The sequence below is a fragment of the Micromonospora sp. NBC_01638 genome (assembly GCF_045209745.1).
GTDB lineage: Bacteria > Actinomycetota > Actinomycetes > Mycobacteriales > Micromonosporaceae > Micromonospora.
In genome coordinates this window covers 2,297,673-2,323,285 of record NZ_CP109273.1, presented here as the reverse complement: position 1 = coordinate 2,323,285, position 25,613 = coordinate 2,297,673, and the positions used below count along the sequence as shown (strand labels likewise).

Here is a 25,613-nt window from a genome sequence, read left to right as displayed (position 1 = left end):
CGACGGCCGGGAGGAGGGCGGATGGCACCGGCGGGGAACGACGGACGCGACGGCTACCTCGCCTTCGTGGAGAGCCACCAACACCGGCTGCTCCGCGCGGCCTATCTGATCTGCGGCAACCGGCACCAGGCCGAAGACCTTCTCCAGGACGCCCTGCTGAAGCTGGCGCTGCGCTGGGCCTCGGTCCGTGACGGCGACCCCTCCGCGTACGTGCGGGCCATCCTCTACCGGGACGCGGTCTCGTGGTGGCGGCGCCGGCGGCGGGAGTGGCTCAGCGCCGCGCCGCCGGAGCAGGTGGCCCACGACCGTGACGGAGCATTGCGGCTGACGCTGCACGACGCGCTGGGCCTGCTGCCACCACGGCAACGGGCCGTGCTGGTGCTGCGCTACTACGAGGACCTGACCGAGGTCGCCACCGCCGAGGCGCTCGGGGTGACCGTCGGCACCGTGAAAAGCCAGTGTCATGCGGCGCTGCGCCGACTTCGCGAGGTCGCCCCGGACCTCGCCCGGGACGCTCGACCGGGCCGGGGCTCGGCCGACCTGGCCAGCGGCCTGGAGGTGAACCCGTGAACGAGCAGGACCTACGCCAACTACTGACCGTCAGCGTCGAGGACGTTCTACCCAGCCAACCGGCTACGGCCGGATGGGAGCGGGCTCGGCGGACCCGGCGGACCCGACGGGCCGTCAGCGCGGTCGCCCTGGCCGTGACACTGGTCGGCGGTGGCACGGTGGCCGCCCTGCGGCCGCCCGCCGATTCGCCGCCGGTTCATTCAGTGGCACCGACCGTCGAGCCCACCCACGCCGATCCGGTGCAGCGGCCCCCTGCCGAGCTGACCTTCCCACCCGATCCGCTGGCGCGGCTCGCCGGCCCGGCGACCGTGCCGCTCTCCGAGCGACCGGTGAAGCGGGCGCTGGCGCTGTTCCAGCCGCTGGACGAGGAGTTCCACGCGGACGGCCCGGTCCGCGTGCTCGGCGATGACGGCGTGGTGCGCAGTCTCGACGTGGTGACGCTGGCGCCCACCCGGGACGCGGGCGGCAACGAGGCGTTCGCCGTGAAGCCGGGCGTGCTGTCGCCGGACGGCCGGTCGGCCGCGTTCGCCCAGACCGGTGAGCTGATCATGGTTGACCTCACCACCGGGGCCGTGCGCCGGATCCCGCTCGACGGTTACCTGGAGTTGGTGGTCTGGGCGAACGACCGGGTGCTGGTCGGCGGCGACAACCGGACGTACGCGGTGGACCGGGTCACCGGCGCGGCGAGCACGATCGACGTGTCGGCCTGGGACGTGGTCGCGCCCGATCCGGCGGCCGGACGCGAGGCGGCGCTGATCGAGATGGTCGGCGAGCGGAGCGGCCTGATGCTGCGTAGCCGCACCGCCCGCGACGGCAGAATGCGCTCCGAACAGCCGGTCACCGGCTCGGCGCTGCCGTCGCCGTACCAGGTCAACGAGTTCTACGGCCGGGGCTGGCTGCACGGCGAGCGGGTGGCCAGCGCGGCGTGGATCACCAACGGCGAGATCGACGGTGCCGAGGGGGTGGCCGTGCTGGACGCCCGCACCGGCGCGGTGACGCATGTGCTCGACCTCGGCCGGGATCGCGCCAAAGGCTGCTGCGAGGTGCTGGGCTGGGACAACAAGGGTGCGGTGCTAGTCCGGCTGGAACCAGCTGCCGTCGCACGGTGGAACCCGGAGACCGGCGAGATCACCGGCGTGATCCGTAACCTGACCGGCGTGCTGTCACTGGCCGGCTGAGCACCGTCCCCGCGCGACAGTTACTGCCGCGCGGGGACGGTTGCACTGCTCAGGCGGCAAGACCACCGGGCTGGTCGCCCTTGACCACGGGTGCCCGGACCAGGTTGCCCCACTCGGTCCACGAGCCGTCGTAGTTACGCACCTGCGGGTAGCCCAGCAGGTGCCGCAGCACGAACCAGGTGTGGCTGGACCGCTCGCCGATCCGGCAGTACGCGATCACGTCGTCGTCGGGGCTGAGCCCCAGCTGGTCGGCGTAGATCGCCTTCAGCTCGTCGGCGGACTTGAAAGTGCCATCGTCATTGGCAGCCGACTTCCACGGCTTGCTGACCGCGCCCGGAATGTGCCCGCCGCGCAGCGCGCCCTCCTGTGGGTAGTCCGGCATGTGCAGCGTCTCGCCGGTGTACTCGCTCAGCGACCGGACGTCGACCAGCGGGCGGGCGGCGGCGATGTGCGCCATGACCTGTTCACGGTAGGCCCGCAGCGGTGCGTCGTCACGCCTCGGCACCGGGTAGTCGGCGCGGGGCCGAGCTGGCTTGTCGCGGGTCACCTCGCGCCCCTCGGCGATCCACTTCTGCCGGCCGCCGTCGAGCAGTCGCACGTCGGCGTGGCCGAAGAGCGAGAACACCCAGAGGGCGTACGCGGCCCACCAGTTGAAGTTGTCGCCGTAGAAGACGACCGTGTCGCCCCGGCCGATGCCCTTCGCGGCACACATCTCGGCGAAGCTTTTGGCATCCAGGTAGTCCCGGGTCACCTGGTCGTTCAACTCCAGGTGCCAGTCGACCTTGACAGCACCAGGGATGTGACCGGATTCGTAGAGCAGCACGTCCTCGTCGGACTCGACCACGACGAGGCCCTCGTCGCCCAGGTGCTCGGCCAGCCACGCGGTGGTGACCAGCCGCTGCGGGTCCGCGTACGACTGAAGGCGGGGATCAGGATCGTTCGGCACAGACATGGTCCCCAAGGTACGCCGGATGGCCGCCCTCGACCGCTGTAACGGGCCGGCCCGGCGGGCAGCCTGCTCAGGCGCGCCGGTGGGCGATCCGGCCGGCGACCACCGTCACCAGACAGGTGCCGTCGACGCCATGCACCGCGAGGTCAGCCCGCCCACCCGGTTGCAGTGCCGGCGCCACGGCGGCGGGCAGCACCAGCAGGTCGCTCCTGTCGACGGCGGCCCGCAGCGCCGGGTCGGTCAGGTGCTGCCCCAGCACCGCCGTCACCCCATTGCGTAGCAGCGCGTGCACTCGCTCACGCGGGGTGGGCGCCGCCGGCAGCGGGCCGTCGTGCAGCAGACCCGGCCCCAGCGTGCCGGGCCAACGGCGGACCCGAACACCCGCGTACGCCTCGCTCAACTCGGCCAGCGGGCCGACGGCTTCGACCCGGTCGCCACTGACCAGCACGGCGTGCGCCGGCACCGGCTCGCCGTCCCGGTCGCGCCGTAACAGCGGCGCGGTGTGCAGGGTGCGCACCCTCAGTCGACGATCGGCCCGAGCAGCGGACGCTTCGCGGTCACCGTGTCACCGGACGACCGACCGGTCAGCCGCCGCTTCACCCAGGGTGCGAGGTGCTGACCGGCCCAGCGCACATCGGCCGCTCGGGCGGCCAGCCACGGCGACGGCGCCGGGTGCGGCGGGACCATCAACCATTCCTCGTCGCACCCAACCCCGAGCGCGTTCAACACCTGACCCGCGACCCGTCGGTGGCCGGCCGGAGAGAGGTGCAAACGGTCGGTGCTCCAGAGCATCGGATTGAGAAACGCGTCGTCGGCGTACAGGTCGACCAACATGGCACCGTGGCGCTCGGCGGTCTCGCCGACCGCCTGGTTGAGCAACTGCACCCGGGGAGCGACGAGGCGCTGGCCGGGCAGTCGGGCCATCACGTCGGCGAACCGGAAGAGCAGCACGTCCGCGCCGCCCGAGCGCAGTTGCCGGACCACCTCGTCGAAGCGGGCGACCAGCGTGTCCGGGTTGAAGGTGCGGCGCAGCACGTCGTTGCCGCCAGCCGCGAAGCTGATCAGGTCGGGCTTCATCGCCACCGCCGCCGGCACCTGCTCGGCGACCACCCCGGGGAAGAGCCGGCCTCGGATGGCCAGGTTCGCGTACCGGAAGTCGGGGCCTGCCTCGACGGCGAGTCGGGTCGCCACCAGGTCCGCCCAGCCCCGGAAACTGCCGTCCGGGTACGCGTCGTCCATGCCCTCGGTGAAGCTGTCCCCGACCGCGACAAAACTGCGCCAGCGCACCCGCGCCCCCCTTACGCCATTCGTTGCCTGCGGCGGCCAGTCTGTCACCGCAGCCACGACGGGCGGTGCCCCGATCGGACGACGTGGCGGAGGTCATTGGCCAACTGCCCGAACGAATTGGTTCGCTCGTCCAATCGACGCGGCCCTACGCTGCACCCATGCTGCTGCGCATGTCGACCCTGTTGCTGCGAACCCTGCGCGAGGATCCGGCCGACGCGGAGGTGCCGAGCCACCGGCTGCTGCTGCGCGCCGGTTACATCCGTCGTGCCGCACCGGGTGGCTACACGTGGCTGCCGCTGGGCAAGCTGGTGCTGGATCGGATCACCGACGTGGTGCGCGCCGAGCTGATCGCGATCGGCGACCAGGAGGTGCACTTCCCGGCGCTGCTGCCTGCTGAGCCCTACCGGACGAGCGGCCGGTGGACGGAGTACGGCGACGACATCTTCACCCTCGCCGATCGGCGCGGTGCCGAGCACCTGTTGGCGCCCACCCACGAGGAGATGGCGGCGCTGCTGGTCAAGGACCTGTTCACGTCGTACCGGGACTTTCCGGTGACGCTGTTCCAGGTGCAGACGAAGTTCCGCGACGAGGCGCGTGCGCGGGCCGGGCTGTTGCGCGGCCGGGAGTTCCTGATGAAGGACGCGTACTCCTTCGACCTGGACGAGGCGGGGCTGCGGGACGCGTACGCGCGGCATCGGGCGGCGTACCAGCGGATTTTCGACCGGTTGGGCCTGGACTACACGGTGGTGCAGGCGATGTCCGGCGCCATGGGCGGGTCCGCGTCGGAGGAGTTCCTGGCGGCGACACCGGTCGGCGAGGACACCTTCGTCGGCTGTACCGCCTGCGCCTACGCGGCCAACACCGAGGCGGTGATCACCCGGGCGCCGACGGCCGGTGACCCGGCCACGCAGCCGGCTGTCGAGGTCCACGACACACCGGAGACTCCGACGATCGCCAGCCTGGTGGAGTTGGCCAACGCCCGCCGGTTGGGCGATCGGGACGGCTGGACCGCCGCCGACACCCTGAAGAACGTCGTGCTGTCCGTTCGCCAGCCGGGCGCGGACCGGGCCGAGCCTCTGGTCGTCGGGCTTCCCGGTGACCGGGAGGTCGACCTGAAACGGGTCGGCGCCGCCCTACACCCGGCCGAGGTGACCGTCTTCGAGGAGTGGACCGAGCATCCGGAGTTGGTACGCGGGTACATCGGACCGCAACTGCTCGACAAGCTGGGCATCCGTTACCTCGTCGATCCGCGGGTAGTGGCCGGCTCGGCCTGGTTGACCGGGGCGAACGAGCCGGGCCGACACGCGACCGACGTCGTCTGCGGGCGGGACTTCACACCCGAGGGCACCATCGAGGCGGCCGACGTACGCGCCGGTGACCCCTGCCCCGACTGCGAGGCCGGTGAGCTGACGATCCGGCGGGGCATCGAGATCGGGCACATCTTCCAGCTCGGCCGCCGATTCACCAACGCCTTCGCGGTCGACGTGCTCGGGCCGGCTGGCAAGCCGGTCCGGCCGACCATGGGCTCCTACGGCATCGGGGTGTCCCGGGTGGTCGCGGCCATCGCCGAGCAGCATCACGACGACCGGGGGCTGATCTGGCCGGCGGCGATCGCGCCGTGCGACGTACACCTGGTGGTTGCGGGCAAGGGTCCGCAGCTCGACGCGGCGGTGGAGCTCGGCGGGCGCCTCGCCGCCGCCGGCCTGCGGGTGCTGGTCGACGACCGCACGCACGTCTCGGCCGGGGTGAAGTTCACCGACGCCGAGCTGATCGGCATCCCTCGGGCCGTCGTGGTCGGCCGCCGACTCGCCGACGGGTACGTCGAGCTGCGTGAGCGGGCCGGCGACGCGCGCACCGAGCTACCGCTGGACGGTCTGGTGGACCGTCTTGTCCATGAGGTACGCCGAGAACGTGGAAACCTGGTGTAGCTGCCGCCTCACGGGGTAGTGCAGTCGGATCGGGTGAAAACGTCTTCGGAGGCTCTCATGACCGGTTACCGGGTCAGCGACGTGATGACCAAGCAGGTCGTTTACCTGCCGGTGGAGACCATGCTGGACGAGGCGGCCAGGGTGATGAAAGAGGCGGACATCGGCGACGTGGTGGTCACCGACGGCGCCAGCCTCGCCGGCATGCTCACCGACCGGGACATCGTGGTGCGGGCCGTGGCGGAGGACCGCTCCCCAGCGACCACCACCATCGGCTCGATCGTCACCCGTGAGGTGGTCATGATCGAGCAGCACTGCACGGCGGGTGAGGCGGCGGCGCTCATGCGGGACCGGGGCATCCGGCGGGTGCTGGTCTGCGACAGCGACCGCAAGCTGGTCGGGATCGTCTCGCTCGGCGACCTGGCCATGCAACTCGACCCCACCAGCGCCCTCAGCGAGATCAGCGAGCAGTCGCCCACCGTCTGAGGAGTCCCGCACGACGGCGGTAGCCTCGACGCATGGCTGACATGCCGGCCCGACTGGCCGAGATCGTCGACGAGTTCGCCGCCGCGCCGCGTGACCTGGTGCTGGAAATGCTCCTGGAGTACGCCGACGTCATCCCGGCCCTGCCGGACGGCGCCGAGCGCGCGGGCATGGAGCAGGTGCCGGAGTGTCAGACGGCGTTCTTCCTGCGCGCCCGGGTGACTCCGGAGGGCACCGTGGAGACGCTCTTCGACTGCCCACCGGAGGCGCCCACCACCCGGGCGTTCGCCGGGATCCTCGCTGAGGGGCTGGCGGGCGCGAGCGCCGAGCAGGTGCTGGCTGTTCCGGACGACCTCTACCAGCGGATGGGGCTGGCGCAGGCGATCAGCCCGCTGCGGGTGCGCGGCGGCACGGCGATCCTGGGCCGCCTCAAGCGGCAGGTCCGGGAACAACTCGGCTGACCGCGCGGTTGCCACCAATCATGGAGATCGAGATCTACGCGGACGTCATCTGCCCGTGGTGCTACATCGGCAAGCGCCGCCTGGATGAGGCCCTCGCCAGCTACGAGGGTGAGGTGACGGTCCGCTACCGGCCGTTCCAGCTCGACCCGTCGCCGGTGCCCGAGCCCCGCCCGCTGGTGGAGGCGCTGGCCGCCAAGTTCGGCGGCAAGGAGCGCGCCCAGCAGATGGTCACCCACGTGACCCAGGTCGCGGCGGGTGACGGTCTACGGCTGGACTACGGCCGCGCGGTGATCGCCAACACCTTCGACGCGCACCGGCTGGTCTCCTACGCCAACGACCACGGTCGGGCGGCCGAGATGGTGGAGGCGCTCTACCAGGCGCACTTCAACCAGGGTGTCGACGTCGGTTCCCGGGAGGCGCTGGCCACCGTGGCCGGCGGGATCGGCCTGGACGCGGCCGACGCACGTCGATTCCTCGATTCCGACGAGCGCGTCGACGACGTCGCCGCCGAACTGGCCGCCGCCCGGGACCTGGGCATCACCAGTGTGCCGACCTTCGTCCTGGCCGGGAAGTACGCGGTTTCCGGGGCACAGGAGGTGCAGACGCTGCTTGCCGCGCTCGCCGAGGTCGAGCAGCGCGAGTCCGCAGCCCACTCACACTGAGTCACCGACCCAACGGCACCGGCATCGACAACCGCGATGTTTCACGTGCAACGGTATCGATGTCGGTGCCTGGTCAGGCCGGCCTGGCCAGGCCTTCCACCACCTGCGTCCCGGGCAGCGCACCCAGAGCCGGCCCCGGCAGCGCGATCTTGCTGTGCCGTACGCCGGACCCAATGATCACGTGTGGTGTGGCGATCACCCGCGCGTCCACCAGGATCGGCCACTGTGCCGGCAGCCCGATCGGGGTGATGCCGCCGTACTCCATGCCGGTCAACTCGACCGCGTCGGTCATCGGGGCGAAGCTCGCCTTGCGGACGTCCAGCGCTCGGCGGGCCACCCCGTTCACGTCGGCCCGGGTGGTGGCCAGGACGATGCAGGCCGCGTAGCGGACCACACCCTCACGCTTACCAGCCACCACGACACAGTTGGCCGACACGTCCAACCCCACCTCGTACGCCGCGCAGAACGCGGCGGTGTCGGCGAGATCGGCGTCGATCGGCGCGACCAGCACGTCGTTGACGTCGACCGGCGCGTCGGCGGGCCACTGCGCGATGGCCTCCGCCACCGGCGGAGCGAGCAGGTCGAGGCGGGCGCGGGCCGGTTCGGTTTTCAGCGTTCCCATCACGGGTGCGATCTTCGCATCCGCAACGCTGAACCGCCCGGCGGCTCCCGGGCCGCCCCGTGACGCCACCGGCCCAGGCCGGACGGAGTCGGTGCTCAACTGCCGGCGAGGAAAGCGTTGTCGCGCATGAAGGAGCGGTCGCGGGCGGCCGCCAGCTCCTGTTCGCGCTGGACCTTGACCCGTTGCAGCTCCAGGTCCTCCATCGCGTGGCGGACACCCAGCCGGATCACGCCGTAGAGGAAGACGAAGCCGAAGACGTAGAGAATCACCGTGGTGACGACAACGAACATGGCGTCACCGTAAGACGAACGTGAACCGTTGTTGCTCTCATTTCCGCCCGGGTCCCCCGTACGTGTCCGCAAGGTGGTCGGCCCAGGTGCGGACGCCCCGGGGCAGCGCCTCGGTGACCAGGCCACCGGCGCGCAGCTCGCGACCGAGGCGACCGGGAATCCGCACCGGCAGCAGCGGTCGGTGTGAGCCTCGGGCCTCTCGCCACGCTCGGACCGCCTCGTCGAAGCGGAGCACCTGCGGCCCGCCGTACTCCTCGATGCCGCCCAGCGGGCCGGCGACCAGCCGAGCTGCCAGCCGCGCCGCGACCTCGCCCGGGTCGACCGGTTGGGCGAGCACCGCCCGGTCCCCGATCACCGGTCCCATGCGCGCACTGGCCGCCAGCAGGTCGTCCAGGAACTGCGGGAACTGGGTGGCCCGCAGGACCGACCACGGCACCGGGCCGGCCGCGATCACCTGCTCGGCGGCGAACTTGTGCCGGTAGTACGGGATCGGCACCCGATCCACCCCGACGATCGAGATGTAGACCAGGTGCCGCACACCGGCCGCTCCGGCAGCCACCACCAGGCGGCGAGTGCCCAGCACGTCCACCTGGTGAGTCCGACCCCGAGGTGAGGACGCCAGGTGCAGCACGGCGTCCATCCCCGTCACCGCCTCGGCCAACCCGTCCCCGGTGGCCAGGTCGGCCACCACCCACTCCACGTCCGAGCCGCCACGCGGCCGCCGGCTGGTGGGCCGGACGCTGATCCCGTCGTCGCGCAGCCGCTCCAGCACCGCGCGGCCCAGGTGGCCGCCCGCCCCGGTAACCAGAACCCTCATCCCGTCCTCCCGCCTGGCCGCGCACCACGGCACACCGATTCGTCCGACGCCTGAGCCGTCGGCCCGACCTGGCGTTGACGGAACAGGACGACCCCACGTGACGAGGTGTGCGGCGGGTCACCCCGCGGCCGAATCCCTGGATCACCCGACCGGCCGCATACCCCCGCCCACCACGACACGACCGGCCAGCAGCGCCCCGAGCAGCGCCAGGCCAGCGGCCACCGCCAGAGTCGCCGTGTAACTGGCCGGGCCAGGCGCGCTTCCCGCTGCCAGCACGGTCCCGGTCAACGCGAGCACGGTCGCCGCGAAGAGGGAGTCACCCAGTTGCAACGACGAGCTGTTGCGGCCCTGCTCACCGGGGGCGGACAACTCCAGGGTGAGCACCGACAACGACGGATAGAGCAGCCCCATGCCGAGGCCGGCGACCGCCCAGCCGACCACGGCGACGGTCACCGGCAGCTCGGGCCGGACGGCCAGCGCCACCGTGGCGGTGCCAACCGTGATGCAGCTCAGCCCGACGCGCGGCAAGCTGGCTCGGGAGGCCGGCACCGGGATCCGGCCCTGCAACCAGGAGCCCACCGACCACGCCAGCGCGCCGACCGTGAGGACCAGCCCCGCTGCGGTCGGCGAGAGGCCCCGCTCCCGGGAAAGCATCAAGGGGATGACCACCTCGGCACCGACGAAGGCACCTGACGCCAGACCGCGCAGCCCGACGACGGTGGGCAGCCCCCGGGCTGCCCGGAGGAAGCCGGCCGGCAGCACGCGTGGGGCGCTGACCAGCAGACCGACCACGGCGAGCACGATCAGCACCAGGGCGGTGGCACCGCGCTGCTGTCCCCCGATGTGCAGCAGTGCGGCACTCACCGCGGCCCCGCACGCCCAACCGATCCGCGCCGCCGCTCCGGCCGGCGGGCTCGTCGCCGCACTCCGGCCCAGCGACCGCAGGCCGGGATGGATCACCAGCACCGCCGGCACGGCCACCGCCGGTACCGCCAGGAACACCCACCGCCAGCCCAGGTACTCCACGATCAGACCGGCCACCGCCGGCCCGACCAGCGACGGTACGACCCACGCTGCCGCGAACGCCGCGAAGATCCGCCGGTGCAACTCCTGCGGGTACGCGTGCCCGACGATCACGTAGAGCGCCACCGAGAGCAGCCCGGAGCCGAACCCCTGCACCACCCGCCCGACGACCAGCGCACTCATCACGGGGGCGGTCCCGGCGATCAGCAACCCGACCACGAACCAGACGACCCCGTGCCACATCGGCCCTCGAGGACCTCGGGCGTCGCACCAGATGCCGGAGACCACCATGGCCAGCACACCGGTGGCGAACGGACCACCGAACGCGATCCCGTACAGCGCCAGCCCATCCAGGCTGCGGGCGACGGTCGGCATCGCCGTACCGACCGCCAGTGCCTCGAACGCCAGCAACGAGATCAATGCGACGCTGCCCACCGTCATCGCTCTCAGCCGGGGGGCGAAAAGTCCCGGTGCGGCGGGTACGAGGGTGGCGGCTGTGCTCGGCATGGACCGAGCATGCGACCTCAACCCGGATTCATGTCAATCGCCCCCACGACTCGGCTCCGTCAGGCGTGCTCATAACGGCCTCCCCGGTCCGGTGATGGTCGTCGGATTCCACCGACCACCTCGTCCATGCGTCGCCAACGGCGGAAAGTTCCACCACCCCGGGGGCATAACGGACGGCAGGTCGGGAAACCAGGCCGCCGGACGTGAGGCGGTGGGAGGACGAGATGGCCAAGGTCAGGACCAGCAGCAACAGGGAGCCGGGCCGGCGTCCGTCCAGCCGTACGCCTCGATGACGGCGGCGGGTCGCATAGCCGGCCGCATCCTCCCGTCCTTCGACGTGCCGCTCCTGGTCGGTGAGGCGTCCCGGACCGTCGGGTCGGCCGCGACCCGGCTGGCCCGTTCGGTCGGGCTGACCCGACGTCGGGTCTGGTCACGGCCCGGTCGGCACCACATCGAGGTGCACGGCGTGTGCCAGCACGGCGGCGACCAGCTCGCCCGGCAGGTGGAGGGCGCGCTGGAGCGGATGCCCGGGGTCGCCTGGGCCAGGGTGAACGCCCCATCCGGTCGGGTGGTGGTGACCGTGCAGGCCCCCGAGCCGAGTCTGCGCGACCTCATCGCCACGATCAGCCGGGTCGAGCGAACCTGCGACCACGAGCCTGACCCGGAGATCGCGCTACCGCACCCGCCGGAGGAGGGGCCGCACACCCCACGCACCCTTGGTGCGCTCGCCTCGGACGCGCTGGGCCTGAGTCTCTGGGCGGCCACCCGGATCCTGCCGTTCGCACCTCTGCCCGGTGAGGTGTCCGGCCTGCTGTCGGCGGTGGACCTGCAACCGAAGCTGCACGCGTTGTTCGGCAAACCGTTGCGTTCCGACCCGCGCGCGGACGTCCTCTTTCCCCTGGCCGAGGCGGTGGTGCAGGGCCTGGCCGGCCGCTGGACCGGCATCGTTCTCGACGGCGCCCAACGGCTCGTGCAGTGGGGCGAGGATCGGGCCCAACTCTCCGCCTGGGAGAAGGCCGAACCGCGTTTGACCGGCGACCCGGAGCGTGCCGTCGCCCGGTGGCCGGTAACCGACCGTCCCCGACCAAAGCCGCACGGCCCGGTCGAGCGGTACATCGACCGGGCCCTGGCCGCCGGCGCAGCGGCCGGCGCAGCGGCGATACCGTTCGCCGGGCCCAAGCGAGCCGCCGCGCTGGGCCTGTCCACGCTGCCCAAGGCCCCGGGCAGCGGACGCGAGGGGTACGCCGCGCAGCTCGGCCGGATGCTGGCCCGGCGCGGAGTGATCGTGATGGACCGCAGGGTGCTGCGGGAGCTGGACCGGATCGACACGCTCGTGCTGGACGCCGCGGTGCTCGGCTCGGACCGGGGTGTGCTGGCCGACCTGGCACCGGTGGCCGGAGCCGACGTCGACCAGGTGGCGGAGCGGGCCTTCGCGTTGTTCGATCCGGACGATCCGGCTGCGACCCGCACGGCGGACGGGTGGCAGATCGGCCCGCTGGATCAGATGCCCACGAGCGACCCGGGCGACATCCCGGACGGCGACCGGCTGCGGTCCGTTGGCGGCCAGCTACTCGGCCTCGCCCACCGCGACCGACTCGCCGCACTGCTGCGGGTCGAGCCGGAACCCGCGCCCGGCGTCGACGGCCTGCCGGCCACAGCCCGACACGCCGGCCTGCGGCTGGTCGTGGCCGGCGGTGACGAGCAGCGGTACGGCTTCGCCGATGTGATGCTGCCCGGCGGGGACCGGCTGGCCGAGTCGGTGCGCGCGTTGCAGCGCGACGGTGCGGTGGTGATGCTGGTTTCCGCAGACCGGAAAGCGCTCGGCGCGTCCGACTGCGGTCTCGGGCTTGCCGCGCCGGAGGAGCTGCCGCCATGGGGTGCGCACCTGCTGGTCGGTGACGACCTGCGGGTGGTGGCCCTGGTGGTCGAGGCGACCGGAGTGGCCCGGCGGACGGCCCAGCAGAACATCCGGCTGGCCATGGCCGGCACCGGCCTCGGAGCGCTGGGCGCGTTTACGGCACCACCGACCCAGCTGCCCCAACGCTCGCTCGTCGCGGTCAGCGGAGCGGCCGGGTTGGCCTTCGCGAACGGGGTCTGGCAGGCCCACCGGCTGCACGACCGGTCGGACACCCCGGCGCCCGTGGCGACCGCCTGGCACCTGATGCCCGTCAGTACCGTGCTCGACCACCTGCGCACCACGCCGGACGGTCTGTCCGGCGCGGAAGCGCAGCGCCGGCACCACGACTCTGGTGGCAACGGCGACACCGCACCCGGAAGTGGTGGTCTGCTGCGCGCCTTCGTGGACGAGTTGTCCAACCCGCTGACACCGGTGCTGGCCGCCGGGGCGGTGCTCTCCGCGTCGTTCGGCTCGCTGGTGGACGCCGCGCTGGTGGGTGGCGTGGTTGGTGGGTCCGCCCTGATCGGAGCGGTGCACGAACGCAACACGGAAAGGTCCCTGGCGGAGCTGCTGTCCCGTTCGGCGGTGACCGCGCGGGTCCGTCGGGACAGCGCCGAGCAGGTGGTTGCCGCCGAAGACCTGGTCCTCGGGGACGTCATCGCCCTCGAGCCGGGTGACTCGGTGCCGGCCGACTGTCGCGTGCTCGAGTCGGTGGGCCTGGAGGCGGACGAATCGTCGCTGACCGGCGAGTCGCTACCGGTTGCCAAGTTCAACCGGCCGGTGGTGGCCGCCACCATCGCCGACCGACACTCGATGCTGTACGACGGCACGACCGTCGCCGCCGGGCACGGCACCGCAGTGGTGGTGGCGACCGGCGCCGACACCGAGGCCGGGCGCAGCCTGGCGCTGGTTCGGCAGGACCCACCGACCAGTGGGGTGGAAGCCCGGCTCAGCTCGTTGACCAGCGCAGCCATCCCGTTGGCCGCCAGCTCTGCGGTGGCGGTGGCCGGCGCGGGACTGCTTCGGGGCGTACCGCTGGCCGAAACGGCGGCGACCGCCGCGAACCTCGCCGTGGCGTCGGTGCCGGAGGGGCTGCCGTTTCTGGTCAGCGCGGCGCAGCTGGCCGCCGCCCGGCGCCTGGCCGAGCACGGCGCGTTGGTCCGCAACCCGCGCACCATCGAGGCGCTGGGGCGGGTGGACGTGCTCTGCTTCGACAAGACCGGCACCCTCACCGAGGGCCAGTTGCTGCTCGCCGGCGTCGGCGACAGCAACGGCGACCGGTATGCACCGGTGGACCGGCTGGACGACCGCCTCCGGTTGACGCTGGCCGCGGCGCTGCGGGCCACCCCCGCCGCTGCCAATCCCGAAGAGTTGGCGTTGCAGACCGACCGGGCGGTCCGGCGGGGTGCCAGGGAGGCGGGGGTGGTCGAGCAGACCGGTGCCGCCGGTTGGCGCGCTGCCGGCGGTCTGCCGTTCGAGCCATCCCGCGGCTACCACGCGAGCATCGGCGAGACCGACGGCCACCTGATGTTGAGCGTCAAGGGTGCTCCGGAGACAGTGCTGCCGCGCTGTTCGGCCCGGCGCACCGACGGCACCCAGGAACCACTGGACGACGCCGGCCGCGCAAAGCTGGAGCGGATGCTCGCCGACCGGGCCGGGGCGGGAAACCGGATCCTGGCCGTCGCCGAGTGCCAGGTGGACGACCCGAAGGTGACCGACGGGGACGTTCGAGGGCTGACCTTCGTAGGTTTCCTGGCCCTCGCGGACGGAGTCCGGGAGAGCGCCGCCCCTGCGGTACGCCGGATCCGACAGGCTGGCGTGCACACCATCATGATCACCGGCGATCACCCGGCCACCGCCGAGGCGATCGCCGCCACCATCAGCGAACACGACGAACAGCGGGTGGTCACCGCCGGCGAGCTCGACCAATTGGACGACGACGCGCTCGCCGAACGGTTGGCCAACACCGACGTGGTGGCCCGCTGCACCCCGACGCACAAGGTGCGGATCATCCAGGCGTTGCAGAAGTGCGGGCGCACCGTGGCGATGACCGGCGACGGCGCCAACGACGCCCCGGCGATCCGGCTGGCCGATGTCGGCATCGCCCTCGGCCAACGGGGCACCCCCGCCGCGCGCGCCGCGGCCGACCTGGTGGTCACCGACGACCGGTTGGAGACCATCATCGCCACCCTGGTCGAGGGGCGGGCGATGTGGGCGTCGGTACGGCACGCGCTCAGCATCCTGGTCGGCGGCAACCTCGGTGAGATCGCGTTCAGTGTGCTCACCGCCGCGGCGACCGGCCGCTCCGCGCTCACCGGGCGACAACTACTGCTGGTCAACCTGCTCACCGACCTGGCGCCGGCACTGGCCATCGCCGTCCGGCCACCCGCCTCGGACCGCGCCGACGGGCTGCTCCGGGAGGGCCCCGACATGGCGCTCGGAGAAACCCTCACCAGGGAGATCGGGCTGCGGGCGGCAGCCACCACGCTGGGCGCGACCGCAGGCTGGACGTTGGCCCGGTACACCGGACGCCGTCGGCGGGCCGGGACGGTCGCCCTGGTCTCCCTGGTCGGCACCCAACTCGGGCAGACCATCCTGGCCGGCGGCACCAGCCCGGCAGTGCTGGCGTCCACGGCAGCGTCGCTGGGGGTGCTCGTCGTGGTGGTGCAGACGCCGGGGGTGAGCCAGTTCTTCGGCTGCACCCCGCTCGGGCCGGTCGGCTGGACCATCGGGGCCGGGTCGGCGCTCGGCGCCACCTTCGCCAACGGCGCGCTCACCAAACTGATGGAACACGTGCCGCAAGCCCGACCTGACACCACGGCGGCGGACGGCGACGGCGCGAGCGACTCCAAGGGCTGAACGTTGGACCCGTCGCATGCCGACGGCTCGCGCGGGTACCGCAGCCGGAGGAGGTGGACACGATGGCAGAGCAACCGCAGGTGACGTTCATCGGTACCGCGACGACAGTGCTGCGAATTGGCGGGTTCACCCTGCTGACCGACCCGAACTTTCTGCACCGGGGTCAACGGGCGTACCTGGGCAAGGGTTTGTGGTCGCGCCGGCGCACGGACCCGGCGCTGCGGATCGCCCAGCTTCCGCAGCTGGATGCGGTGGTCCTCTCCCACCTGCACGGCGACCATTTCGACCGGGTGGCCCGCCGGGAACTGGACCGCAGCCTGCCCATCGTCACCACCCCAGCGGCGGAACGAAAGCTGCGTCGATGGGGATTCCAGGCCACCCAGGGCCTGCCGACCTGGTCGTCGCGGGAGCTGCACCGCGACGGTACGACACTGCGTCTGACCTCGATGCCCGGCAGGCACGGCCCGGGTGCCCTGGACCGGCTGATGCCCGACGTGATGGGCACAATGATCGACGTGGAGCGCTCCGGGAGGCGCGAATTCCGGCTCTACGTCACCGGTGACACGCTCAACCGACCGCTACTCACCACCATCCCCGAGCGGTACCCGGACATCGACGCGATGCTGATCCACCTCGGCGGCACGAAGGTCGCCGGCATTCTGCTCACCATGGATGCCCGGCAGGGCGCCGACCTGGTGGAACTGATCCGACCGAAGCTGACCGTGCCGATCCACTACGACGACTACCCGGTGTTCCGCTCCCCGCTGGCACACTTCGTCGACGAAGCCCGCCGCCGAGGCTGGGTGAAGCAGGTACGCACCATCGCCCGCGGTGAGACCGCCCCTCTCAACCCGCCCGCCTGACCGCCGACCGGCCCGCGCGGGTGCCGGTGCATGCTTGGGCAGTAGGAGGAAAGCCCAAGACTGTGCGCCAAAATCAGCTCACCGCCTGTTGCGGATCACGTGGTTTGATCAGTACGTCGATCTGAAGGGGGCCACGGTGGGGCGCAGAGCGATCATCTTCCACGGGACCGGCGGCAACCCGGACGTTTGCTGGTATCCCTGGCTGGCAGGGCGGCTCGCGGCCCGGGGATACGACGTCGAGGTGCCGCATCACCCCGGCATCAACGTCGAGCCGATCGCCACGTTCCTGCCGAAGGTGCTGAACGGGCACAGCTTCGACAAGGACACGGTCCTCGTGGGCCATTCCGGCGGCGCGGCCCTCCTGCTCGCGCTCCTGGAGCATGTGGACGTGACCGTCGCCCAGGCAATCCTGGTTGCTGGCTACTGCACCCGGCCCAACACCGAGGAGGAGCCGGTCCTCCAGCAGAGCTACGACTGGGCCGCGATCCGGTCGCACGTGCGGGACATCTACTTCATCAACTCCCGCAAGGATCCGTACGGCTGCGACGACCGACAGGGACGCGCCATGTTCGAGCGGCTCGGCGGCACCCAGATCGTGTGCGACGACGGGCACTTCGGCGACTACAACCAGCCGTACGAGCGGTTCGAACTGCTCGACCGCCTCATCCCCTGACGCCTCCCCGCGCGACGGCACCGACCCGTGCTGAACCAGGTGGTGCACCGGCTCCGCCCAGGTCTTCCTTCAGCCCTTCAGCTTGAGGCAAAGACGGCCAGCAAGGGCCGTGCCCCTGCTCCGGTGTTTGACGCCCCGGAGGCGCCCTGACGCCCTAGAGGCCCCTGACTTGAGCTGCGGAGCCTCATTTTGGGAGGACGAAGATCACAGCCGGCAAGGCTGCAGTTGGCCTGGTCAGGGCACCTCACACCGCTTCTGGTCGTTCGCCGACCTTCCGGGTACCTGAAAGCATCGACCTAATCCCTCACACTCGTGCTGGCGCTGAAAATTCACACACCTTATGCTTCGCGCGTGGCACAGCCGGGATCCCGTTTCATCGCGGCGCGGTTGCTTGTGGTTGGGCAGCTATCGATGGTGGCGCTCTACGTATCAGGCGCGCTCGTTCCCTACCTTGTGAGGTTCACCTTCCGAGGGACCGACCATTGCTCGCCGACTGAGTGCCATACACCTGGCGGCGTGTTTGACGGTCCGATGTCGGTGCTGCTGATCCCAGTCATGATCGTCACGATTGTGGGGCCGATGGCCGCGGTCCTTTTCCTGCTGATGTCGTTCACCTCGCTGGCCAGGCGACGTCGGGAGATGTCGGACGGTCTGCGGCGCTGGGTGTTCGGAGCGGCCGGGCTCACGCTGGCCTTTGTCGTCTTTACACTGCTGCCGCCAGGCCGGCTGCTGCTGAACTGGATGCTGGACTGATGACAAACGGACTGTGGCGGACGCAGTTGGCCCTGGTGTGGGCTTTCGGGCTCGCGGTGTTCTTCTTCCTCTTTGGGCTCTTAGGCGGGCCGCACGGCGGGGATAGCAACAGCGTGTACGACATGGTGTACGCGCCGCTGGGTGAGGGGCAGTCGGCGCGCGGCTCGCTGGCTCATCCGATTGCCTGGCTCACGGTGATGGCCATGGTGGTGGCCTGGCTGTCTCCGCTACTCGCGGCGTTTCTTGCCTGGCGGGGCCGGCGCGCGCTGAAGGGCGAGGGAGAGCAGGCGCTGCGGGACCGGATCCGGGCCGGCACCGTGGCCGCATTCGTCATCGCGCTGTCCTACCTGACGCCGGTCGGCTGGACGCTTGTCTACGGACTTACCCGCTGGACGATGATGAACATCTGGGGCGAAGGTCCAGACGCGGCACAGTTGGGCTAAGCCACGACCGAGAGCACGGCCCAGCCCACCGACCGACGGGCCGAATCGGTCAGATAGACAACCAGCTCCCCGCCGTTGGGATCGCCGGTGATCCGCTGACCCTGACTTTGCCCAGATCACGGGTTCGGACGACGTCTCGTGACTCCGATCCGAGCAGCCGAACCACCGGCGTGTGGGGCCAAACAGGGTAGACTAATCCCCTAGCTAACCGAGGAGGTTGCGCCATGTCGGATGAGGCCGTGCACTACAACATGCATGATGCCAAGACCCATCTGTCGCGCATCATCGAACGGGTGGAACACGGCGAGGAGATCATCATCGACCGGGCCGGTACGCCGGTGGCGAAGGTCGTGCCACTGGTTCGGCGGGCCAACCGCATCGCAGTCGGCTCTCTCGCCGGGCAACTGGACCTCTCCGGCGACTGGGACTCACCACAGACCAACGCCGAGATCGCCGCCGACTTCGGCATCGGCGCATGACCCTGCTGCTCGACACCCACGTCGCGCTCTGGGCCATCACCGGCGACGCGACCCTCGACACCGAGTTCCTCGACCGGCTACGCCACGAGCCGGACATCTTCCTCTCCCCGGTCACCCTCTGGGAGATCACCATCAAACAGAGTACGGGGAAACTCGCCGGACCCCCTGACCTCGCCGAGCGGGTAAGAGACATGGGCTTCCGCGAACTCCCGGTGACCCACGCCCACGCCATCGCCGCCGGCCGCCTGCCACCGCATCACCGCGATCCCTTCGACCGCATGCTGGTGGCCCAGGCGATCACCGAGAGTCTGACCCTGGCCTCCCGCGACGCGTCGATAGCGCTGTACGACGTGGACGTCCTCAAGGTGTGATCGGACGGGCTCATCAACGCCTGATGCCGACGAGAGGCCCAGCCCCAACCGCGCTCGATCGGTCCCGTCTCGTTCGGTCCAGTCCGCCCTGGTGGCTTCCACGTGTGGCTCCCAGACTGTCAGCTTGGGAATCGCACAAGATCGGTTCGGGGCACTACGTCCTGCCTGGTCGACATAACCTCGAGCGGCCTGAAATGCCCTCCGTTGACACCGGCTTGTGGCCCGTGGATGGCCCAGCCCCGACCGTGGAGGTGGCCGGGGGCCACCCCGTAGGAGTGGCCCCCGGCACCGGCGATTCAGTTGGGTTGATCGGCCCAGGCGGTATCGAGGATTACCTGGTACGAGCTGATCCGTACCGGCGAGAGGGTCAGCATCTCGTGGGCGAGCAGTTCCCCAGTGTTCGGGTGGAAGATCAGAAGGGACTGCTGGTTGTGCTCGCGGTCGTCGAAGGTGATGGCTACGCCCTTCCGGCCGGCCCGATCGGTCACCTGGCCGCGCCACAGGAAACCGGGCACATCGGCAAGGACCCGCAGGATCTCAGCTCGCGTCTGGCGCGGAACGACATATCGCCCGTACACCGTGCTGATTTCCTTGCTGACGGCGCCCGCGCCGTACCTGACCTTGAGCAGGTCGTTCACCTGGGCTCGACCCGACGGCAGCGGTGCGAGGTCCTCCGGTGGCAGCGGCATGTCGTCGGGCGCAGGCGTTCCGGAGGCGGAAGCCCTGGGCTTGAGGTTCCGCTGCCAGTACTCCCGGGACTCCTGGTCCGGATACTGCGGCTCAAGCTGGGTCCTGACCTGCTTACCGGTCCCGTCGGCCGCCTGCCAGACCTTGGTCTCGTCGGCGAACGCGACATGGTGGCGGCCGTCGGCGGACGTCATCACCGGGTCCCACGTCTTCGTGTGGTGGTACATGTACCGGCCCGTGCGGTTGTCGTACTCCGCATCGACAAGCCTGCTCGCCAACGCGCGTAGCTCGCTCCGCGCGTCACCGGTGACGGAGCCGTACGCCACCGGCACGAGCACCACCCCCGGGTCCGCCCCAGGCGGATCGGCGGTCCCCGAGGTGCCCGGGCTGGACGTCTGGACGATCGCGGCGACGCCGACTGCGGCGGTCAGCGCCCCGGCGGTCAGAACCAGCCTGCGCGTCGGGCGGGCCCGGCGGTGATGGGCGGCCGGCTCGGCGACAGCCTCCGCGCGGACTATCAGATCGTGTGCCGACAGCCGGGGCGGCGCGACGGTGCTGTGCCGGGCGGGGTCAGCCGGACCGAGGAGGGTACGCGTTCGCTCTTCTCCGAACATCACATGGCCTTTCGAGGACTCGTCAACACCGGCTGCTGCGCCGGCGGTACAGCTCGGTACGACATCGCTTCGTTGAGGCGCTTACGGGCGCGGTGCAGACGCACCGCAGCGGTGGTACGGGTACAGCTGAGGATCTGAGCGGCCTCGGAAACCGTCAGTTCCTCCCAACCGACCAGCCGGAGGATCTCCTGATCGAGGTCGGCGAGGGTGGCTAAAGCGGCGTGGAGATCGGTGACGCCCACTGTCGCGTCGGCGCCGGACGAGCCCGGCTTCTGCAGAAGGCCGGCATCGGCAATCGGTAGCACCTCCGGCGCAGCCCTCCGAGCTCGCCATTCGTTCGCCAGCAGGCGACGGGCCACCCCGTACAGCCAGGGCAGGCTGCGGTCCGGAACCTCGCGGCGACGCCGCCAGGCGACGACGAACACCTCCTGCGCAAGTTCAGCCGCCGCGTCCAGATTGGCGAGCCGACGCTGGCCGTACTTCACAACCTGTCCGTAATCGGCCGCGTAGACCCTGGTGAACCAATCCTCATTGCGTTCTCCCGGTGGACCCATCCAAGACTCCCGCCTGGTTGACGAACGTTCACCCTGGCTTGTGTCATCTCCAGCCCAATGATTACCGCCAACCACCTGCCAGAGCCGCACGCTGCGATAAAGCTGCCTCCGGCTGCAACGGCTCCGCCAGGTGGAACGTCGACGCTCCCCACACGCTCAGGTCTGCTTCCAATGCCTACGGCCCAAGTCCTCTGCGACTCAAGCGGATCTCCTCGTCGGGGAGGCTGGTAGCCCTTGTGGTGCCTGGCGAGGCGAGCCGCGGCGGCATCTCTGAGGAGGGGCACCGAAGACGCACCGGTCGGCCCGTCCACTGCCGCTGTCGGCTCTGGCCGTCTGGGCGTTGGAGGCACAGTGCGTGCGCCAGGCCAAGGAGCGGCTCGCGGCCGGGGATGTGTGGTCGGATCTGGGCCTGGTCTTCGCCAGCACGATCGGCACGGCGATGGAACCGCGGACCATCGACCGGATTCTCGACCAGGAGGGGACGGCGTGACCGCTTGGCTGTACTCGGGACCGAGATCAACCAGGAAAGTGCTGGTGGGCCGGAGGTACCACCATGCGAACCACATCGCCACGATCGCCGGTGACCCGCTACCGCTGACTTTGCCCAGCTCACGGGCACCGGGCGGTACCCGATGAACCCGGGCCACCCATCCGACCCGCCGGTGCGGTTCGCCGATGCGGAAGAGATCAACCCGTTCCAACTCCTTCTCGATCTTCATGACCATGCCGTCGCTCGGACGCCGAGAACCGGACTCGATGATGTCCTGACGGAGTTGGCGTTGTCCGCTGCGGTGATGTCCTGGTGGACTCGCTGGCAACCCTTGATGATCCACACCGCCCTGCAGGCTGGCGCGGACCTGACGGACATCGCGAAAGCGACCGGTCTCGACGCGGGCAACGTCGTCGACCGGTGTCGGCGATGGGCTGACGTCCAGATGCGTTTGGACATCAGCGGACGTCCATCAGTGGACCCCGCCGAGGTCCAAGCCATCGAGCGACGGCTCGGGTCGGAGGTGGTCCGATGACGCCAACCCGGCTCGCCCGAGACGTGAGCACGGTGGCGGTGGCCGGGATTGCTGCCTGGTCGTCGTGGAGTCACATGGTCGCCGTGGCGTTGAGGTTCGGTGAGCGTCCCGAGGTCGCCTATGTGCTGCCGCTGTCGGTCGACGGGATGCTGGTCGTCGCGTCGGCGGCCATGGTCGAGGACAAGCGCGCCGGCCGGAGGGTGCGCTGGTCGGCTCGGACGGCGTTCGCGGTGGGGGTGGCGGCCAGCGTGGCGGCGAACATCGCCGCCGCCGAGCCCAGCCTCGGCGCGCGGATCGTGGCGGCGTGGCCAGCGGTAGCGCTGCTGCTGGTCGTGGAGATGCTGACCAGAGCGCAGCCGGCATCGGGCTACAACCCTCGAACGTCAGACACCGCCCAGCCGCTTGCCTTTGACGCTGCGTCTCCACCACTGGGGTCGCATCCGTCGGACGTTGTGACTGAGGCGAGCCAGGCGCAGCTGGCTGGGGCCGCCGACGGTCCGGCGACGAGTCAGGTATCGCCGCCTCTGCGTCGGACCGGGCGACGCAAGCGGGTGACGGGACGCGCGGAGCGGACGGCAGATGTCGTCGCCCGGCTGCGGGTTGAACGTCCCCAGGCCAGCCTCGCGGAGTTGGCTCTGGCCGCTGGCGTGTCCGAGCGTCATGTCCGGCGCCTCGCGGCGGTCAAGCCTGAGGACGCGGGACAACCAGCAGCAGATGGCTCTTGAAGGGTGTTGACAACCCGTGGAGCGACCTCTCCTAGAAATTCCGTTTGGCCCATCTTGTTGTTTTTCCTCCATCAGACTTTCGGCTGAATCTTGTAAGATCAAGAAGTTGAGGAGTTCGCAGAATCTGACAGGAGCCGGTTTAGTAGTGCGAGAGAGTTCTGCTCTCGTCGCTTCGGTGCTGCAGTCCCATCCGGGTGGGCGTTCAGTCCGGTCGACGGCGGGTTGCCAGAAGCGCAGCGGCGAGGCGCTCATCGTCGGGGTGATGTGACGCGGCGGCCTGGAGCGCGCTCCTGGCTTCGGCGGGCCGGTCCGCGAGTGCCTCGGCGAGTGTCAGGGCCGCGGTCACGAAGTCGCGCGTCACGGTGTCGCGGTGCGGTGCGAGCCACAGGTATCCGGCGTGGTTGGCGAGCGGCCCGCGGTAGACGTCGACTGCGCGCCGTAGAGCGGCGACGCGGGCGGCTGGCTTGGTGGCGGATTGTGCTGCGGTGATGGCGTCCCGCATGGTCCACAGGTCGACGTCGAAGGCGTCGTGGTTGAGGGTGTAGCGGTGTCGCTTCAGCTGCAGGTAAGTGTTCTCGCCGCCGATGCGGGTGCAGATTCGGCGCAGGTTGTAGGTGTAGGTGTGTAGGCGCTGCGCGGCCAGCCGGCGCGGCGGCTCGGGCATGAGGTCATCCAGGATCTCGTGTTGGTACGCCGATCCGCCCCGCACGATGAGATGGACGAGGAACTCGACTGCCTGCGGCCGGACGTGTTGTCCGTTGGGGACGCCGAGGATCGCCGGTGGGCCGAGGACGCGGACCTGCACCCGCTTGACTCCGACGTTGACCTGCTTGTCGAGGCGGTGGTGGGTGTCGTGCCCCTCGACTGCGTCCGCGCCGCCGTCATCGACTGCGGCAGATCCTTCGAGTCGGGGGTCGTTCATGGTTGAGCGCCATCCGTCCTAGACCTCATGCACGAAGGCTCGCGGCTCATGTCGAGACGGTACAGATCGCGTCGGCCGCTGCGGGCCCCCGCAGACCAGCGCCACTTCACAGGTTGGCGCGCTTCACGGCCGCACTGTCGGCACCGGCCAAGAAGGACCGTCGTGGCCCCTCGCAGCACGCAACCTCGATTCGCGGCGTCCGCGGGGCAGGGCCAGAGGCAGCACGACGCTCGAACGCCTCAAGTAATGATTCGGCTACGCGCGGCTAGACGAGGCCGATCTCCAGCGATAGCCTGGCCGCGCTGAAACAGCAGCCCGAGTTCTTCACCGGAGGCAACTGGATGGCGCGCAGGTCTCCCTCGCCGAATGAGTCGGAACGCTGGCAACGCCAACAGGTACGAGAACTCGAGCGGCAGCAGCGTGCCACCGCAGCTGCGACCAAGGCCGCTGATCGGGCGAAACGAGACCAGCACATCGCCGACCAGAAGCGCGAGACCGAGCTACGGACTACCGAGGTCGAGAACCGGGCACGGCAGCTCCAGGCGATCCTCACCTCCGGCCTACGCCACACCGCTCGAATCGACCTGACCTCGCTCAAGCGCCAGCCCTCGCAGCAGCCGTTCAATCCGGGCGACCTCGCCGCGGTTGCCGCGCAGCCGGCCTGGGGGCAATTCGAGCCACCGCAGCCCGGTATGGTCAGCCGGCTCCTCGGCGGGCAGAGCCGCTACCAGCAGCAGCTCGCCAACGCCCGCGCTGCCCATCAGCAGGCCATGCAGGCATGGCAGGCTGCCGACGCCGACCGGCGGCGGCGGCTCGACGCTGCACGCAGCCATCATGACGAGCGGGTCCGGCAACATCTGGCGGAGATTGAGGAGCACAACCGACAAGTCGAGCAACTGATCACCAGCTACCGCGCCCGAGACCGAAAGACCGTCGAGTCGGTCCTCGGGCTCGCCCTCAACCAGGTCCCCCTGCCAGACGACTTCCCCCGGCGCGCGGAGATCACCTTCAGTCCCCAGCAGGCGCAGGTCGTCGTACGCATGCAGCTCCCCGGCCGCGAGGCTGTACCCACGGTCCGTGGATACAAGTACGTCCAGACCCGCGACGAGATCCAACCGGTCCCACGACCCACGAAGGAGACCAGCGAGCTGTACCGCTCGCTCGTCGCCCAGGTAGCGCTCCTGACGTTGCACAACCTGTTCGAAGCGGATCCACAGCTTGCCAGCATCGGGTTCAACGGCCACGTCGACGCAATCAACCCCGGCACCGGGCAGCGCGAATATCCCTGCCTGATCAGCCTCAACGTCGAACGTGAGTTGTTCGCCCAACTCGTCCTCGCCCAGGTCCGCCCCGAGGTGTGCCTGCGCCACCTCAACGCCCTCGTCTCGCCGCACCCGTACGAACTGGAGCCGATCACCCCAATCCTGGACTTCGACCTAACGAAGTTCTCCTTCGTCGACGGCATGGACGCCGTCTCCACGCTCGACTCGCGCCCCGACCTGATGAAGATGAGCCCCACCGAGTTCGAACACCTGGTCCGGCAGATCTTCGAAGCGATGGGCGTGGAAAGCTGGACCACCGAACAAAACTACGACGACGGTGTCGACGCCGTCGTCGTCAACCGCTCAGCCCTACTCGGCAGGCTGAGCATCGTGCAGGCCAAACGCTACAAAGACGCCGTGGGCGTCAGCCACATCCGCGAACTCGCCGGCGCCATCGAAGAGAAGAAGGCCGGACACGGCATCCTCGTCACCACCTCATGGTTCACACCACGCTCCTGGCAGAAGGCCCGCGAACACGGACGGATCGAACTCATCGACGGCAACCGCCTCGCATACCTGATCAAAGAGCACCTCGGCAAAGACGTCCTGATCGGCATCAAGCGCCCTCGTACCGCGACCACCGGACCAGACGGTGCTAGCTCGGCAACCGCCAGTAGCTGAGACAGGCGAGGGAACGGCCCAGCCCGAATCG

Annotated in this window: 27 protein-coding genes; 17 read left to right on the top strand and 10 right to left on the bottom strand. The window is 70.2% G+C overall.

The window, feature by feature from the left end; all coding sequences use genetic code 11:
- Positions 1-21 precede the first annotated feature (21 nt).
- Together OG811_RS10930 and OG811_RS10925 are read left to right on the top strand one after the other, a co-directional pair.
- Positions 22-570, top strand: a complete 549-nt coding sequence (locus OG811_RS10930) for a SigE family RNA polymerase sigma factor (RefSeq protein WP_406073886.1) — start codon at positions 22-24, stop codon at positions 568-570.
- Positions 567-1,748 carry a hypothetical protein gene (locus OG811_RS10925; RefSeq protein ID WP_406073884.1) on the top strand — a complete coding sequence of 394 codons (1,182 nt, stop codon included), beginning with the start codon at positions 567-569 and terminating at the stop codon, positions 1,746-1,748. The genes OG811_RS10930 and OG811_RS10925 overlap by 4 nt, the downstream gene beginning before the upstream one ends.
- Positions 1,749-1,797: 49 nt before the next feature.
- On the opposite strand, the gene OG811_RS10920 is transcribed toward OG811_RS10925, so the two are convergent.
- The 3 genes from OG811_RS10920 to OG811_RS10910 form a co-directional block, all read right to left on the bottom strand.
- Entirely contained in the window at positions 1,798-2,700 is a 903-nt protein-coding gene (locus tag OG811_RS10920; protein WP_406073883.1) for a sulfurtransferase, read from the bottom strand.
- A gap of 67 nt (positions 2,701-2,767) precedes the next feature.
- A complete protein-coding gene (locus OG811_RS10915; protein ID WP_406073881.1) occupies positions 2,768-3,214 on the bottom strand; it encodes an imidazolonepropionase-like domain-containing protein in 447 nt (148 codons plus the stop codon).
- Between the two features lie 2 nt (positions 3,215-3,216).
- A complete protein-coding gene (locus OG811_RS10910; RefSeq protein ID WP_406073879.1) occupies positions 3,217-3,984 on the bottom strand; it encodes an SGNH/GDSL hydrolase family protein in 768 nt (255 codons plus the stop codon).
- 158 nt (positions 3,985-4,142) lie between these two features.
- Between OG811_RS10910 and OG811_RS10905 the strand changes: the two genes are divergently transcribed.
- Genes OG811_RS10905 through OG811_RS10890 form a run of 4 tightly spaced genes read left to right on the top strand, consistent with a single transcriptional unit; the run spans position 4,143 to position 7,515 of the window.
- The gene (locus OG811_RS10905) at positions 4,143-5,912 is read left to right on the top strand and encodes a proline--tRNA ligase (protein ID WP_406073877.1); all 1,770 of its coding nucleotides are present in this window, start codon (positions 4,143-4,145) and stop codon (positions 5,910-5,912) included.
- 57 nt (positions 5,913-5,969) lie between these two features.
- Complete coding sequence (locus OG811_RS10900) at positions 5,970-6,395, top strand: CBS domain-containing protein (protein WP_406073875.1); 426 nt, start codon at positions 5,970-5,972, stop codon at positions 6,393-6,395.
- Positions 6,396-6,427: 32 nt separating this feature from the next.
- On the top strand, positions 6,428-6,853 hold the full coding sequence (locus OG811_RS10895; RefSeq protein ID WP_406073873.1) for a SufE family protein: 426 nt from the start codon (positions 6,428-6,430) through the stop codon (positions 6,851-6,853).
- A gap of 20 nt (positions 6,854-6,873) precedes the next feature.
- Positions 6,874-7,515 (top strand): DsbA family protein, encoded by a 642-nt coding sequence (locus tag OG811_RS10890; protein ID WP_406073871.1) that lies wholly within the window; start codon positions 6,874-6,876, stop codon positions 7,513-7,515.
- A 73-nt stretch (positions 7,516-7,588) separates the two neighbouring features.
- On the opposite strand, the gene OG811_RS10885 is transcribed toward OG811_RS10890, so the two are convergent.
- The 4 genes from OG811_RS10885 to OG811_RS10870 form a co-directional block, all read right to left on the bottom strand.
- Complete coding sequence (locus OG811_RS10885) at positions 7,589-8,137, bottom strand: YbaK/EbsC family protein (protein ID WP_406073870.1); 549 nt, start codon at positions 8,135-8,137, stop codon at positions 7,589-7,591.
- Between the two features lie 95 nt (positions 8,138-8,232).
- Positions 8,233-8,427, bottom strand: a complete 195-nt coding sequence (locus OG811_RS10880; protein WP_406073869.1) for a hypothetical protein — start codon at positions 8,425-8,427, stop codon at positions 8,233-8,235.
- 37 nt (positions 8,428-8,464) lie between these two features.
- Positions 8,465-9,244, bottom strand: a complete 780-nt coding sequence (locus tag OG811_RS10875) for an SDR family oxidoreductase (protein ID WP_406073867.1) — start codon at positions 9,242-9,244, stop codon at positions 8,465-8,467.
- Between the two features lie 141 nt (positions 9,245-9,385).
- Entirely contained in the window at positions 9,386-10,774 is a 1,389-nt protein-coding gene (locus tag OG811_RS10870) for an MFS transporter (RefSeq protein ID WP_406073865.1), read from the bottom strand.
- Positions 10,775-11,063: 289 nt separating this feature from the next.
- Here OG811_RS10870 and OG811_RS10865 point away from each other — a divergent pair, with 289 nt between their 5' ends.
- From OG811_RS10865 to OG811_RS10835, 7 genes are all read left to right on the top strand, one after another.
- Entirely contained in the window at positions 11,064-15,530 is a 4,467-nt protein-coding gene (locus OG811_RS10865; protein ID WP_406075648.1) for an HAD-IC family P-type ATPase, read from the top strand.
- A gap of 62 nt (positions 15,531-15,592) precedes the next feature.
- On the top strand, positions 15,593-16,393 hold the full coding sequence (locus OG811_RS10860; protein WP_406073863.1) for an MBL fold metallo-hydrolase: 801 nt from the start codon (positions 15,593-15,595) through the stop codon (positions 16,391-16,393).
- A 136-nt stretch (positions 16,394-16,529) separates the two neighbouring features.
- On the top strand, positions 16,530-17,066 hold the full coding sequence (locus tag OG811_RS10855; RefSeq protein ID WP_406073862.1) for an RBBP9/YdeN family alpha/beta hydrolase: 537 nt from the start codon (positions 16,530-16,532) through the stop codon (positions 17,064-17,066).
- A 351-nt stretch (positions 17,067-17,417) separates the two neighbouring features.
- The gene (locus OG811_RS10850; protein WP_406073860.1) at positions 17,418-17,819 is read left to right on the top strand and encodes a hypothetical protein; all 402 of its coding nucleotides are present in this window, start codon (positions 17,418-17,420) and stop codon (positions 17,817-17,819) included.
- Complete coding sequence (locus tag OG811_RS10845; protein ID WP_406073858.1) at positions 17,819-18,262, top strand: hypothetical protein; 444 nt, start codon at positions 17,819-17,821, stop codon at positions 18,260-18,262. The genes OG811_RS10850 and OG811_RS10845 overlap by 1 nt, the downstream gene beginning before the upstream one ends.
- Before the next feature lie 224 nt (positions 18,263-18,486).
- Entirely contained in the window at positions 18,487-18,741 is a 255-nt protein-coding gene (locus OG811_RS10840) for a type II toxin-antitoxin system Phd/YefM family antitoxin (protein WP_406073856.1), read from the top strand.
- Positions 18,738-19,112, top strand: a complete 375-nt coding sequence (locus tag OG811_RS10835) for a type II toxin-antitoxin system VapC family toxin (RefSeq protein ID WP_406073854.1) — start codon at positions 18,738-18,740, stop codon at positions 19,110-19,112. The genes OG811_RS10840 and OG811_RS10835 overlap by 4 nt, the downstream gene beginning before the upstream one ends.
- A 296-nt stretch (positions 19,113-19,408) precedes the next feature.
- On the opposite strand, the gene OG811_RS10830 is transcribed toward OG811_RS10835, so the two are convergent.
- A complete protein-coding gene (locus OG811_RS10830; protein ID WP_406073852.1) occupies positions 19,409-20,413 on the bottom strand; it encodes a CU044_5270 family protein in 1,005 nt (334 codons plus the stop codon).
- A complete protein-coding gene (locus tag OG811_RS10825; RefSeq protein WP_406073850.1) occupies positions 20,413-20,967 on the bottom strand; it encodes an RNA polymerase sigma factor in 555 nt (184 codons plus the stop codon). Before OG811_RS10825 ends, OG811_RS10830 begins: the two co-directional genes overlap by 1 nt.
- Before the next feature lie 355 nt (positions 20,968-21,322).
- On the opposite strand from OG811_RS10825, the gene OG811_RS10820 reads away from it, so the two are divergent.
- The 3 genes from OG811_RS10820 (at position 21,323) to OG811_RS10810 (ending at position 22,717) form a co-directional block, all read left to right on the top strand.
- Positions 21,323-21,457: a hypothetical protein gene (locus OG811_RS10820; RefSeq protein ID WP_406073849.1), complete on the top strand. Its 135-nt coding sequence runs from the start codon at positions 21,323-21,325 to the stop codon at positions 21,455-21,457.
- 142 nt (positions 21,458-21,599) lie between these two features.
- Positions 21,600-21,992: a hypothetical protein gene (locus OG811_RS10815; RefSeq protein WP_406073847.1), complete on the top strand. Its 393-nt coding sequence runs from the start codon at positions 21,600-21,602 to the stop codon at positions 21,990-21,992.
- A complete protein-coding gene (locus tag OG811_RS10810) occupies positions 21,989-22,717 on the top strand; it encodes a DUF2637 domain-containing protein (protein WP_406073846.1) in 729 nt (242 codons plus the stop codon). The genes OG811_RS10815 and OG811_RS10810 overlap by 4 nt, the downstream gene beginning before the upstream one ends.
- 202 nt (positions 22,718-22,919) lie before the next feature.
- On the opposite strand, the gene OG811_RS10805 is transcribed toward OG811_RS10810, so the two are convergent.
- Positions 22,920-23,639, bottom strand: a complete 720-nt coding sequence (locus OG811_RS10805) for a BTAD domain-containing putative transcriptional regulator (RefSeq protein ID WP_406073844.1) — start codon at positions 23,637-23,639, stop codon at positions 22,920-22,922.
- A 341-nt stretch (positions 23,640-23,980) separates the two neighbouring features.
- Between OG811_RS10805 and OG811_RS10800 the strand changes: the two genes are divergently transcribed.
- Positions 23,981-25,582 (top strand): restriction endonuclease, encoded by a 1,602-nt coding sequence (locus OG811_RS10800; protein ID WP_406073843.1) that lies wholly within the window; start codon positions 23,981-23,983, stop codon positions 25,580-25,582.
- The last annotated feature ends 31 nt before the right edge of the window (positions 25,583-25,613 follow it).

What these genes read in the sequence shown, in the direction of transcription:
- OG811_RS10930 (WP_406073886.1), top strand. Translation starts at nt 22, where the DNA reads ATGGCACCGGCGGGGAACGACGGACGCGACGGCTACCTCGCCTTCGTG.
- OG811_RS10920 (WP_406073883.1), bottom strand. Translation starts at nt 2,700, where the DNA reads ATGTCTGTGCCGAACGATCCTGATCCCCGCCTTCAGTCGTACGCGGAC.
- OG811_RS10905 (WP_406073877.1), top strand. Translation starts at nt 4,143, where the DNA reads ATGCTGCTGCGCATGTCGACCCTGTTGCTGCGAACCCTGCGCGAGGAT.
- OG811_RS10900 (WP_406073875.1), top strand. Translation starts at nt 5,970, where the DNA reads ATGACCGGTTACCGGGTCAGCGACGTGATGACCAAGCAGGTCGTTTAC.
- OG811_RS10895 (WP_406073873.1), top strand. Translation starts at nt 6,428, where the DNA reads ATGGCTGACATGCCGGCCCGACTGGCCGAGATCGTCGACGAGTTCGCC.
- OG811_RS10890 (WP_406073871.1), top strand. Translation starts at nt 6,874, where the DNA reads ATGGAGATCGAGATCTACGCGGACGTCATCTGCCCGTGGTGCTACATC.
- OG811_RS10885 (WP_406073870.1), bottom strand. Translation starts at nt 8,137, where the DNA reads ATGGGAACGCTGAAAACCGAACCGGCCCGCGCCCGCCTCGACCTGCTC.
- OG811_RS10880 (WP_406073869.1), bottom strand. Translation starts at nt 8,427, where the DNA reads ATGTTCGTTGTCGTCACCACGGTGATTCTCTACGTCTTCGGCTTCGTC.
- OG811_RS10875 (WP_406073867.1), bottom strand. Translation starts at nt 9,244, where the DNA reads ATGAGGGTTCTGGTTACCGGGGCGGGCGGCCACCTGGGCCGCGCGGTG.
- OG811_RS10870 (WP_406073865.1), bottom strand. Translation starts at nt 10,774, where the DNA reads ATGCCGAGCACAGCCGCCACCCTCGTACCCGCCGCACCGGGACTTTTC.
- OG811_RS10865 (WP_406075648.1), top strand. Translation starts at nt 11,064, where the DNA reads ATGACGGCGGCGGGTCGCATAGCCGGCCGCATCCTCCCGTCCTTCGAC.
- OG811_RS10860 (WP_406073863.1), top strand. Translation starts at nt 15,593, where the DNA reads ATGGCAGAGCAACCGCAGGTGACGTTCATCGGTACCGCGACGACAGTG.
- OG811_RS10845 (WP_406073858.1), top strand. Translation starts at nt 17,819, where the DNA reads ATGACAAACGGACTGTGGCGGACGCAGTTGGCCCTGGTGTGGGCTTTC.
- OG811_RS10840 (WP_406073856.1), top strand. Translation starts at nt 18,487, where the DNA reads ATGTCGGATGAGGCCGTGCACTACAACATGCATGATGCCAAGACCCAT.
- OG811_RS10835 (WP_406073854.1), top strand. Translation starts at nt 18,738, where the DNA reads ATGACCCTGCTGCTCGACACCCACGTCGCGCTCTGGGCCATCACCGGC.
- OG811_RS10830 (WP_406073852.1), bottom strand. Translation starts at nt 20,413, where the DNA reads ATGTTCGGAGAAGAGCGAACGCGTACCCTCCTCGGTCCGGCTGACCCC.
- OG811_RS10825 (WP_406073850.1), bottom strand. Translation starts at nt 20,967, where the DNA reads ATGGGTCCACCGGGAGAACGCAATGAGGATTGGTTCACCAGGGTCTAC.
- OG811_RS10815 (WP_406073847.1), top strand. Translation starts at nt 21,600, where the DNA reads ATGAACCCGGGCCACCCATCCGACCCGCCGGTGCGGTTCGCCGATGCG.
- OG811_RS10810 (WP_406073846.1), top strand. Translation starts at nt 21,989, where the DNA reads ATGACGCCAACCCGGCTCGCCCGAGACGTGAGCACGGTGGCGGTGGCC.
- OG811_RS10805 (WP_406073844.1), bottom strand. Translation starts at nt 23,639, where the DNA reads ATGAACGACCCCCGACTCGAAGGATCTGCCGCAGTCGATGACGGCGGC.
- OG811_RS10800 (WP_406073843.1), top strand. Translation starts at nt 23,981, where the DNA reads ATGGCGCGCAGGTCTCCCTCGCCGAATGAGTCGGAACGCTGGCAACGC.